The 12,571-nt window shown below is 39.5% G+C and carries 10 protein-coding genes; 1 reads left to right on the top strand and 9 read right to left on the bottom strand.

What is annotated here, in order from left to right; all coding sequences use genetic code 11:
- Positions 1-28 precede the first annotated feature (28 nt).
- The gene (gene nudC / locus EFT72_RS12360) at positions 29-874 is read left to right on the top strand and encodes an NAD(+) diphosphatase (RefSeq protein WP_124067233.1); all 846 of its coding nucleotides are present in this window, start codon (positions 29-31) and stop codon (positions 872-874) included.
- A 71-nt stretch (positions 875-945) separates the two neighbouring features.
- Here the strand turns inward: nudC and EFT72_RS12355 are convergent, their stop codons facing one another.
- From EFT72_RS12355 to adhE, 9 genes are all read right to left on the bottom strand, one after another.
- Complete coding sequence (locus tag EFT72_RS12355; protein ID WP_124067232.1) at positions 946-1,560, bottom strand: DUF3267 domain-containing protein; 615 nt, start codon at positions 1,558-1,560, stop codon at positions 946-948.
- Between the two features lie 173 nt (positions 1,561-1,733).
- On the bottom strand, positions 1,734-2,657 hold the full coding sequence (locus EFT72_RS12350; RefSeq protein ID WP_124067231.1) for an AEC family transporter: 924 nt from the start codon (positions 2,655-2,657) through the stop codon (positions 1,734-1,736).
- A gap of 45 nt (positions 2,658-2,702) precedes the next feature.
- A complete protein-coding gene (locus EFT72_RS12345; RefSeq protein ID WP_124067230.1) occupies positions 2,703-4,106 on the bottom strand; it encodes a glycoside hydrolase family 1 protein in 1,404 nt (467 codons plus the stop codon).
- Positions 4,107-4,121: 15 nt separating this feature from the next.
- Positions 4,122-5,594, bottom strand: coding sequence for a glycoside hydrolase family 1 protein (locus EFT72_RS12340; RefSeq protein WP_124067229.1), 1,473 nt, complete (start codon positions 5,592-5,594; stop codon positions 4,122-4,124).
- Positions 5,595-5,681: 87 nt separating this feature from the next.
- Positions 5,682-6,965 (bottom strand): PTS transporter subunit EIIC, encoded by a 1,284-nt coding sequence (locus EFT72_RS12335; protein ID WP_124067228.1) that lies wholly within the window; start codon positions 6,963-6,965, stop codon positions 5,682-5,684.
- 24 nt (positions 6,966-6,989) lie between these two features.
- Positions 6,990-7,298 (bottom strand): PTS sugar transporter subunit IIB, encoded by a 309-nt coding sequence (locus EFT72_RS12330; protein ID WP_124067227.1) that lies wholly within the window; start codon positions 7,296-7,298, stop codon positions 6,990-6,992.
- Positions 7,299-7,319: 21 nt separating this feature from the next.
- Entirely contained in the window at positions 7,320-7,652 is a 333-nt protein-coding gene (locus EFT72_RS12325) for a PTS lactose/cellobiose transporter subunit IIA (protein WP_124067226.1), read from the bottom strand.
- A gap of 4 nt (positions 7,653-7,656) precedes the next feature.
- Positions 7,657-9,591, bottom strand: coding sequence for a BglG family transcription antiterminator (locus EFT72_RS12320; protein WP_124067225.1), 1,935 nt, complete (start codon positions 9,589-9,591; stop codon positions 7,657-7,659).
- A 298-nt stretch (positions 9,592-9,889) separates the two neighbouring features.
- On the bottom strand, positions 9,890-12,505 hold the full coding sequence (gene adhE / locus EFT72_RS12315) for a bifunctional acetaldehyde-CoA/alcohol dehydrogenase (RefSeq protein WP_124067224.1): 2,616 nt from the start codon (positions 12,503-12,505) through the stop codon (positions 9,890-9,892).
- Between the last annotated feature and the right edge of the window lie 66 nt (positions 12,506-12,571).

The following is a 12,571-nucleotide window of genomic DNA, read 5'->3' as shown; positions in this document are numbered from 1 at the left end:
ATAAATAAAGAAAAGAAGGGTTCCACATATGATACAGGATATTTTTCCTCACGTATTTCACAATGAATTTCAGATTAAAGCGCCGGATGATGACAGCTATTTTTTCTATTTTATCGATGGTAAATTAGCCTTAGTGGATGGAGATGAAAAATCCATCCCACAATTTTCTTCTTTACTGGAGGAAAAATCAGAGGCTATGTCCCACTGTGATTACCTCTTTTCCATTGACGATAAGACGTTTTATTTGATTGACGAAACAGGCGTAACGCTCTCAAACCTGCCTGGGATCACCATTCACCAATCAAGTATACTTCGAGAGATTCCGACTCTTTGGGTCTCATTCTCTGCGGTCTGCGCCATGCAGCTTCATCGGTTTTACCGATCCAATCATTATTGTGGCTGCTGTGGATCCAAGATGTTAAATAGCCGGAAAGAACGGGCAATGGTTTGTTCTTCCTGTGGAAACACAGTCTATCCGAAAATCGCTCCCGCCGTCATAGTCGCGATTTTTCATGAAGGAAAAATTCTTCTTGCAAAACAAGCAGGCGGCACTTATTCCCGTTATGCACTTATTGCAGGTTATACGGAATTTGGAGAAACACTTGAAGAGACAGTTCATCGGGAAGTGATGGAAGAAGTTGGACTAAAGGTAAAGAACCTACGTTACTATAAGAACCAGCCCTGGGGCATTAGCGATACGATTTTAATGGGGTACTGGGCCGAACTGGATGGTTCTCCACAAGTAACCCTTGATTTGACTGAGTTATCCACCGCTGAATGGATGGCACCGGAGGATATCCCCGATGAGTTTACCAATTTAAGTCTGACTCACGAGATGATACGTATATTTAAGGATGGAAAAATCACAAAATAACGAAAGACCTAGATTCTTTCTCTACCATAAAAAAACGAGACGTCTTATTTACGTCCCGTTTTTTTATGATATTATTTGTAAAAAGTGGCGTTCCCATTTGATCTTACACTTGCTTTTTGGGGAACCTGATGATTCACTAACAAAATATTTAATACATCCACGCATGCTCCCCCAGCATTAAACACACTTAAGAAAATTAGATAACCAGTCATACTGCCTGCCGCATAAATAATAAGCGGTACCAGGAAAGAAAGCACCAATAACGGTATAATTGATATAAGAAAAAATCGGTTTCTTGAAATCACCTCTTCTGTGTATACAAAACCAAAAAGTCCGTTTAATCCCCAATACGTGCAACTTGATTTTATGACTCCCGGAATTAGGGCGGCATGAATCATTTCATGTAGAAAAAGACAAAATACCATTCCAAAAAGATAGAGAATGCTGTTTAGTCCAAAGGTAATTTCCACCGATAATTCATTGGAATTCGAAAGAAAATCCTGAAACGAAGGGGATAATAAATAACACCAAAGCACATTTACGAACATAAGGACAAAAGAAATCGGTAGAGACAAAAGGATGGCCAATAAGGAGGATTTTGGTTCTTTTAGCCGGAGCCAGCCAGTATCCTCTAATTCCTTTGAAATATCCAAGTCTTCCGGGGGGATTTTTTTAATAAATTTCATTGTATGTCACCTCGAATTTTGATATTGACTCTTGTCCTGCTTATCCTAACATACTTTTTTTATTTCATCCAGCCTATATTATTTTATTTCACCATTTCGTTATCCTAGACAAAAATCACCTTTCCATTCTATTAAATCTTTTAGAATGGAAAGGTGATTTATATGTAAAATTATTAAAGTAGAATCCCTGCCAGAAAAGTAAGTACCGGTATGGTAATCATGGAAAAAAACGTAGTGGTGCAAAACATCTCCGAAGCATACCGAGCATCTTTATGATATCTCAAAGCAAACATCGTTGTCATAGCTCCTGTGGGACATGCTGCGCAAATGAACACCACAAATGCTGTATTCCTCTCCGCCCTCAAAATCATGAGCATAAGCAATGTTGCCATAGGAATTACAATCAACTTTATAAAACTCATAAGGTAGGTACGGGGGCTTTTAAAACTCCGTAGAAAATCAGACTGGGCCAGATTTACGCCCGCTATCAACATAGCCAAAGGAGTATTCATACTTCCCACACTGGCTATTGGGTTTAAAAGAATGCTGGGAATTTTAAATTGTAAAAAAAACAATAAAAGCCCAAGGAAAATCGCATAAATGGTAGGTGTATTGAGATTTTTTAAATTTTCTTTCATGGATACCCCCTTCACCATCAGAGACACACCATGGGTCCAAATTAATATATTAAATACTGTCAAATACGCACTTACATAAAACACGCCTTCTTTTCCCAGAACCCCTTCAACCAATGGTATCCCAATAAAAGCACAATTGGAATAAATAATACCCATACGATCAATTGCTAAATTGGGTCCTGATTTCGGACGGATAACCAACTGGGCAATTGCCACATCCAGGGCAAAACTTATAAAAGAAAATACCAGACACAAAAATAACCCCTGAATCAGTTCCGGCCTGTATTCTATCTGATAGGAATTGATGATAAGACAGGGAGCTACCAGCATTAATAAAAAGTTAGAAAGTTTTTTGCTGGTACTCTCGTCTATCAATCTGCATTTAAAACTCATAACACCCAAAAGAATGAGTATAAACATTTCCGCAATTTTTCCACAAGTTGAAATAACTAGATCCATATCATTGTCTATCTCCTCTTTTGGGATAACGGCCTAAAGTTATTATTAAAAAGTTCCATTTGTTTCTATGATTTTTTTATAATATGAGAAAGAGTCCTTTTTTCTTCGCTCCAGGGTACCATTTCCTTCATTATCTCGGTCCACATAGATAAAGCCATACCTTTTTTTCATTTCTCCGGTTCCAGCGCTGACAATATCAATGGGCCCCCACCAGGTATAGCCAAATACATCACAGCCATCCTTGATGGCTTCTTCCATTGCAGATACATGATCCTTTAAATAATTGATCCGCTCTTCATCATGGATTTTTCCGTCAGGGCTGATTTCATCCGCCCTTCCTAATCCATTCTCCGCAACAAATAACGGTACCTGATAACGATCATATAATTCATTACAGGTATAGCGAAATCCCAGTGGATCAATGGGCCATCCCCATTCAGATGTCTGTAGGTAAGGATTTTCACTCCCGAAACCGCCTCCCGTATTGTATTCCAATTGACTGTCATGAGAATACACCATAGTACGGTAATAACTAAATGCCAGATAATCGTTGGTATACTGTTTTATCAGTTCTAGGTCTCCCGCTTCTATTTTTAAAACAGCTCCATAAGATTCCATTAGTCGTTTGGCAAATCCCGGATATTCTCCTCTAAGCATTACATCGGAAAAAAGAAGAGAGCGACGGCGCAGCTCATAGGTTTCAAAAACATCTTCTGGATGACAGGTAGCTGGATACGTATTAGAGAGAGAGAGCATACAGCCTATTTTTGCCTTTGGACAAATTTCCCCACAAAGCTTTACAGCTATGGCATTAGCAACAAACATATGATGAGCCGCCTGAAATGCGATTGGCATCCAATTCTCTATTCCCGTTACATCAACCCCTGCAGCCAAATAAGGCAACCGCATCACGTTATTGATTTCATTAAAAGTCATCCAGTACTTAACCTTATCCTTATAACGCTCAAATAACACCTTAGAATATTTCTCAAAAAGTCCAATAAGACGTCTGTCTGCCCATCCATTGTATTTTTTCGTTAACTCCAAAGGAGATTCGTAGTGAGACATAGTCACAACCGGTTCTATGCCATAACTTAACATCGTGTCAAATAAATCATCATAAAATTTAAGCCCTTCCTCGTTGGGTGTTTTTTCTTCCCCTGTCGGGAAAATTCTGGACCACGAAATAGAGGTTCTAAGGCAGCGAAATCCCATTTCTGACATCATTTTAATGTCTTCTTTATAATGATGATAAAAATCAATTGCTTCATGGGATGGGTAATAGTTTTCCGGATCTATGCTTAAGGTGATATTCTGAAATCGATCTGCCCCAGCTTTGATTACATCCGCTGCACAAAGGCCTTTTCCTCCTTCTAAGTAAGCACCTTCACACTGATTTGCAGCCAATGCACCTCCCCACAAAAAACCTTCTGGAACTATATTTTTCATTATTATCCCTCTTTTCTAATTCAAATCTGCACCGTTTGTTTCAATTACTTTTTTGTACCAGGAAAAGGATTTCTTTTTACTCCTTTTATACGTACCATGTCCCAAATCATCGACATTCACATAGATAAACCCATAACGCTTTGACATCTGACAGGTGGACATACTAACCAAATCAATGCACCCCCACGGGGTGTACCCCATCACCTCAACCCCATCAGAAATTGCCGCACCAATGGCCTTAATATGCTGACGGTAATAATCGATTCGGTAATCGTCTTGTATGCTTCCATCCTCCTCAACTTTATCTCGATTCCCAAGACCATTCTCTACAATAAACAATGGTTTTCGATATCTATCATATAGATCAATCAGGGAATAATGAAGTCCATCTGGATCTACCTGCCAGTTCCATTCGGTCACATCAAGATAAGGGTTTTTCACTCCCGAAGTTAAATTTCCACAGACCTTTTCCTTCTTCTCCCCCTCTATGCTGGCTACCATGGTCATATAATAGGAAAAAGATACAAAATCCACGGTATGACATTTTAATATTTCTTCATCTCCTGGTTCGAACTTTACCTCAATCTGATTATTCTTCCACTCGTTTAAGATGTGTTTCGGATATTCTCCAAACACCTGCACATCTGCATAATAATAATTTTCCCGGTTGATTTTAAGCGCAAGAAGCATATTCTTTGGGTGACAGTTCTCCGGATAAGTTAAAGTTCTTGTAAGCATACAGCCCATCTGTGCCCCTGGTACCATCTTATGAAGATACTTTGTTGCTAAGGCACTGGCTACAAATTGATTGTGTACACACTGGTATATGATTTCCTCCAACTTTTCCTGAGGATAACGATCTGGAACAATCCCAATTGTCGTAAATGGATGGCGAAATACCGAATCAATCTCATTAAATGTCAGCCAGTATTTGACCAGTCCTTTGTATCGAGTAAATACAGTCTTACAGAATTTTATAAATAAGTCAACCACTTCTCGTTTATACCATCCATCATAGTGATTGGATAGGTAAAGGGGCATCTCATAGTGATGAAGGGTTACCAAAGGTTCGATTCCCCTCTCCTTCATTCCCCTAAATAATTTTTCATAGAACAAGAGTCCTTTTTCATTTGGTTCCTCTTCCAGCCCAGTCGGATAGATCCTAGTCCACTGGATGGAAACACGTAACGTTTTAAACCCCATTTCCTGAAAAAGATCCAAGTCTCCCTCATAACGATGGTAGAAATCAATCCCATGCCGTTTCCCATAAATCTCCGTAGAATCCGACTTCATGGCCTCATCAATGTCTTTGCTGCTAATCCCATGTTGTGCCTGATAATCCTTAGGATCCACATTGGGCTTATAAACGGAGCAGTCCGCCACGCTCATTCCCTTTCCATCCTCATTCCATGCGCCTTCACACTGGTTGGCAGCCGTAGCACCTCCCCATAAAAAGCCTTCCGGAAACACATTTTTCTTCTCTAACATTAACGCACCTCTACTTCCTTGACTGTTTTATAAAAGGCTGAGAATCCACCTACGTTTTCCCAGCCTTTTTCTCTATTTGATTCTATCTTAATCCACTGCCTTTTCCTCTGCCTGCTTATTGGATATAAGCACAAATGGAGCCCATGTAAAGATGCAGACGGTAAGAATGATAACCTGAATTACCACCCCTTGCCACCCATGGCTGATAAAGGCAGATAGGATTACCGGAACACCGAAAGGTACATCCACAGTATTGCATGGAAGAAAACCAATTTTTGTCGCAAACATTGCAATTCCAGTGGCAATTCCTGAATTCAGGATAAACGGAATGGCAAAGGTTGGATTTAAAACAAGTGGCAAGCCAAACACAATGGGTTCCGAAATTCCACATAATCCCGGGAGAAAGGAAAGCTTCCCTATCATTTTAAAATCATCTCTCTTTGAAAACAAGAAAATCGCAAATATTAGAGATAACGTAATTCCTGCACCGCCAGTTACCACAAAATTTAACCAGAAGCCATAAGTTACCGGCTGACTTGGTGTAAGTCCTGCTCCAAGAGCAGATACATTCGCTGCAATTGCTGCAGCAATCAAAGGATTTCGAATCGGAGAAATAACAAGTCCTCCGTGAATTCCCAAAAACCAGAACAATTGAGAAATAATAACAACCACAATAATTCCTATGGGGCTTTGGAATACAGATTCAAGCGGTGCCTGAACAATTTTATAGATCCATTCATTGACATAGGATCCGGTTGCCATCTTAAATAAAATACCGGCTACGGAAGTAATGACAAGCGTTAATAAAATAGGGACCAGTACATTAAATGATGTTGCAATACCGGCTGGAACTGCAGGCGGCATCTTTATTTTAATCGCATCAATCTTAATGAGCATTGTAAACAATTCTGTTACCAAAACTGCTATTATCATTCCAATAAATAACCCCTGAGCCCCCAATGCACCTGACGACAGACCGGACACCGAACTTTCCCCCACTGTAACCATTTGAGGGACCACTGATATATAGGCAGCGACGGCAACGACTCCACTGATATATTCCGGTATTTTATTGTATTTTGCTAGATTCATAGCAATTAAGAATATGATAGGAACCGCCATAAAGGTCATGGTACAAAAATTCATAGCACTGAATGCTGGCTTTAAATTCATAAGCCATGGGAGCCACCTTGCAAGCCCGGTCTTATCTGAAGCAATCAATGCATTTAACAGGGTTCCAAAAGACCCTACAATAACAAATGGCATAAAAACTGTAAAAGCATTTTTAATACTGGAAAGATATTTGTTATCATCTACTTTTTCGGCTACAATCATCAGCCCATCTTCAAACTTTTGTGAGAAACCCGCCATTTTTACTTCCCCTTTTCTATTAGACTATTTACCAGCTGCCAAAGCTTCTGCCTGCTTTAACACAGCCGCTCCGTCACATCTTCCATAAGATACCGGATCAATAACTGCTACTGGAGCTTTACCTTCTACGATTTTGCTTACTTTTCTCATAATATGACGTACCTGAGGACCTAACAATAATACATCGAAGTTTCCAAGTTCACTTTCAATTTCTCCCTGTTCCACGGCCCATATTTTGTAATCACTCTTCCCCTGGGCTTTGGCGGCTTCCTCCATCTTGCTCACCACCAGTGATGTGGACATTCCTGCACAACATGCTAACATAATATTCATCTTAATTTCCTCCTTATTTTTTTATTTTTTTTCTTTCTTTAAATCAGATAGCAGCTTATACATTTCAACAAACTGTTCTGCAAAATCCTTTGACATCATAGCCATGGTTAAATGGTCCTGAGCATGTACCAAAATAATGCTTACATCCACTGGGTTTCCAGAAGCTTCCTGCTGTATCATATCTATCTGTGCCTGATGGGCTGCCCTCATTTCATTTTCCGCTTCCTTGAGTTTTGCCTCAGCGTCTAAAAAATCTCCTTCTTTGGCGGACTCAATTGCCATAAGGGATGCAGATTTTGAATTTCCAGCATTCATAATAATTTGAAATGCCCCTAAATACTTATTTTCATCCATATAATTAACCCTCCGTTTTTTTCTGTCCCGACTTTTCTAAAAGCCTTTGTAATTCTTCAAAAGTCTGCTTCTCAATTAGGCTCTCGATTGCCTCCGGATCAGTCAGTATCCCGGTCATTCCCTGATAAAATTCTCTTAAATTTTTATTCTTTTTATTTGATATGGAAACAAGAAATACTGCCTGAACCTTTTGATCTCCCCACATAACCGCTTGATCTAGTATCCCCACACAAACAAAGGTATCCGTACTAATTGCCTTCCATGGGTGAGGCATTGCTACCCGGTTTCCAAATGCGGTCTGAGCCGCTGACTCCCTCTTTTTTACAAGATCCCAAAATGTGTTGGGCAACTCCTTCTCTTCCATAACCTGTCTGCATAGAAACTTAATCACGTCATGGCGGCTTTCGAATTTCAAATGGGGGAAAAATAGATTCCGATCAAAATAAGCCAGCAAAGGGTTCTCCCCCCCTTCGCCCATTAACGTCATCTTCATTTGCCTAATTTCATCTGATTCCAGGAAATACTTTACCTCCTGTACCGGTACTGGTATTCTTTCTAAAATCGGAACAGTTGTAAACACATAATCAATGCCGGAGAAGTCTACCTTTTTTAAATTTCCTACATCGCATGTTTCTATCCGGTCTACATACGGTCCAAACTCCTGTCTATATTGATAAGAAAGAAGTTTTGCACTTCCCTTTCCGGAAGCACAAACGATTAAAATGTTCTTTTTGGGAAGATTGGTATTTAACCTCTCAATTGCAAGCGCAAATGCAAGGGCAATATATCCCACCTCATCCTCCTTTAATTCACTGCCATAATACTCCTTTAATATAGATGACGCTTGAAGGGCCATGGCATAAGCCATTGGAAACCGTACCCTGATATCCTTTAAAAGTGGATTTTTAAGCTTCATGTTATACTTCATTCGAATCACCAAGGGTTCCAAATGTTGGGCAAGATTCATCCTCAGCTCCAGATCGTTTTGAAAATCAAAACAAAAGGCCTCATTCACAACTTCCAGCATCCGTATCACCACCACCCATGTTTCCTGACTCATGATCTGATTTTTATTATCCTCATACTGCGGGAGATAAAGTGATTTCTTACCAGCCAGGTGAATGGCAATGTATACGATTTCCTCTTTGGGAAATTGAATCTCAAAATCCTTGTTTATTTTTTCTACAAGTTTTTCTGCAACTTCATATTCCCGCGTTCCATTCATTTGCTCAAAGTGTCCCTCTTCTAACGTCACATAACAGGATTTCTTAATTCTTTGAATCGCAATTAAAATATGAATAATCAGATTTTGATACGCAATCGAATGGACTGCATATCCTTCCTCATCGATTACCTCAGCTACTGATTTTGCAACTCGAGTAACCGATTCCTGATATTCCTTATTATCTCCTCCATATACTTCTGTGCTTCTTCCTACAATGACATTGGCAATGCATAGGCGCCGATCAAATTCTTTGCCTTGAATTCGGATTCCATAATTTGGTTTTTTCTCAAGTCTTAGATTGTAGTCCGAAAGAATTTTTTCAACTTCCTTCACCGTGGTTGAAACGGTCTTTCTCGATACAAATAAAATCTCACTAAAGGCTTCCATTTTCACAAAATCTCTACGACTTAAAAGATCATTTAAGAGGTATTCCACTCTCTCTTTTAGAGTGGAGGGAACCGAAACTCGATTCTGATCGCTCTTTAGATCCTTAAAATGTTTGTCAAACAATTCTTGATCGTGAATTTTCAAAGAGTAACCGATCCCATGTTTGGACTGAATCCGAGCCCCGAAGCTTGCAAAGCGTACATTCCATTCCCCAATGTAATTGCGAATTGTTTTCGTACTAACTTTAAGTTCTGCCGCCAAAGACTCTGCAGTCTGAGTGCCATTTTCGTGTAAATATACAGTTAACGCAAGCAACCGTTTATCCATGTAAGCACCTCACTTGTATGACTTGATCTCATTATAACAGTTTAAACTTTGGAACTCCACTTCCTCTTTTACCACTAGTGTAATGGCATTTGCTTCTACAATGTATATTTATATCCAATTTATCTTTTATTTTTTGTGCATTTGTACTAATTTATACCTATAAAAAAGATTTTTAGATATACCATGAATTACTTCATTATTCAACAGGGAAATTGGGTGCATTTGAAACATTTTTTAGAAAAGCACAAAAAAAGGCAGACAACAAAATCTGCTGTCTGCCTTTGCAATCTATTTAAATTTATTTCCCATAATACGCTTTTAAATACATCTCCTTGATTTCGCTCATCAAAGGATATCTTGGATTCGCACCAGTACACTGATCATCAAATGCATTCTCAACCATCTCGTCTAACGTCTCTAAGAAGTTCTTCTCATCAATTCCATACTCCTTAATAGTTGCCTTGATTCCAACTGATTTCTTTAACCCCTCAACCTTTGCAAGGAATTTTTTAAATACATCAGCATCGTCTTTTCCTTCCACTCCGCAGAAACGTGCACACTCTGCGTAACGAGCCATTGTATGAGGATACTGATACTGTGGGAAGGTTCCCATCTTCGTTGGAACCTCAGACGCATTGAAGTCCATAACAAGTGTAATCAAAAGTGCATTGGCAACCCCATGTGGAAGGTGATGGTACGCACCTAATTTATGAGCCATGGAATGACAAACTCCTAAAAATGCATTGTTAAACGCCATACCTGCCATGCAAGAAGCATCTGCCATCTTACATCTTGCTTCTACGTTGCTGCCATCTTGATATGCAGTAGGAAGATATTCAAATACGTTCTTCATTGACTTTAATGCTAACCCATCGGTATAATCAGATGCCATAACCGACGCATAAGCCTCAAGTCCATGGGTCAGTACATCAACACCAGAAGCACTGGTTAAGCCTTTTGGCTGGCTCATCATATTATCTGCATCAACGATTGACATATTCGGCATTAATTCATAATCTGCAAGTGGATATTTTACTCCTGTTTCCTGATCTGTAATAACTGCGAAAGAGGTCACCTCAGAACCTGTACCGGAAGAGGTTGGTATTGCTACAAAGTAAGCCTTCTCTCCCATTTTAGGGAATGTATAAACTCTCTTACGGATATCCATAAAACGCATTGCCATATCCTTGAAATCCACTTCTGGATGCTCATACATCACCCACATGATCTTAGCTGCATCCATAGCAGAACCTCCGCCCAGTGCAATGATCGTATCTGGCTGGAATGCTGTCATCGCGGCTGCACCTGCCTGTGCATTTGCAAGGGTCGGATCTGGCTGAACTTCTGCAAACACGGTGTAAACAATACCCATCTCATCTAATTTATCTGTAATTGCTTTTGTATAACCATTCTTATAAAGGAAAGAATCCGTTACGACAAAGGCTCTTTTCTTATCATAAACATCCTTTAATTCACTTAATGCAACTGGCATACAGCCCTTTTTGAAATAAACCTTCTCCGGATTTCTGAACCAAAGCATGTTCTCTCTCCTCTCAGCAACGGTTTTAATATTGATTAAATGTTTCACACCAACGTTTTCGGAAACAGAGTTTCCTCCCCAGGAACCGCATCCTAAGGTTAAAGATGGCTGTAATTTAAAGTTATAGATATCACCGATACCGCCTTGAGAAGATGGGGTATTAATAAGAATTCGACAAGTCTTCATCGCCCCAGCGTGTGTTTCAATTTTCTCTTTTTCATTGACATTTACAAACAGGGAAGCCGTATGACCATACCCACCATCTGCTACCAGCTGCTCCGCTTTTTCAATCGCATCTTCAAAGTTCTTTGCCTTATACATCGCCAAAACTGGAGACAATTTCTCGTGTGCAAATTCTTCTTCTATATGAACGTTTTCTACTTCACCAATTAAAATCTTTGTAGCTTCAGGTACATCAACACCTGCTAGTTTTGCGATTGTATGTGCTTTCTGACCAACAATTTTCGCATTCAATGCTCCATTGATTATAATTGTTTTTCTTACTTTCTCGATCTCATCATTTTTTAAGAAATAACAGCCTCTAGCAGCAAATTCCTTTTTCACTGCATCGTATACTTTTTCAAGAACGGTAACAGACTGCTCCGAAGCACAAATCATACCATTGTCAAATGTTTTGGAATGAATGATAGAGTTAACGGCCATCTTAACGTCTGCCGTATCATCGATGATTACAGGGGTATTTCCAGCTCCAACACCAAGTGCCGGTTTTCCTGAAGAGTAAGCGGCCTTAACCATACCAGGTCCCCCAGTAGCCAGAATAATATCTGCACCCCTCATTACTTCATTGGTCAGTTCTAGAGAAGGCACGTCAATCCAACCGATAATTCCTTCTGGTGCCCCTGCTTTTACCGCTGCATCTAATACAACTTTAGCTGCTGCAATCGTGGAACTCTTTGCTCTTGGGTGTGGGGAAATGATAATAGCGTTTCTGGTTTTTAAACTAATAAGGGTTTTAAAAATGGCAGTCGACGTTGGATTCGTCGTAGGAATAACTGCAGCAATCAAACCAATCGGTTCTGCTATTTTCTTAATCCCATAAGCTTTGTCTTCTTCGATCACACCACAAGTTTTAGTATCTTTAAATGCATTGTAAATATATTCCGCTGCATAATTATTTTTAATCACTTTGTCTTCAACAATTCCCATTCCAGTTTCTTGGACAGCCATCTTTGCCAATGGGATTCTCATTTTATTGGCAGCACTCGCTGCTTCAAAAAAGATCTTATCTACCTGCTCCTGCGTAAATGTTGCGAATTTTCTCTGTGCTTCTTTCATAGCCTCCATCTTTGCAATCAAGGCATCAACACTGTCAATTATATAGGGAACTTTAACCTGTTCTTCTTTCTTTGCCATTTTTACTATCCTCCAATGATATAAAAATTCCATGGGTTTCTATGATCGATATATTTTTAACGATCT

Source organism: Clostridium sp. E02, from assembly GCF_003833015.1.
GTDB lineage: Bacteria > Bacillota > Clostridia > Lachnospirales > Lachnospiraceae > Lacrimispora.
Note: the sequence above shows the minus strand (reverse complement) of the source record. Positions and strands in the feature narration are given on the sequence as shown.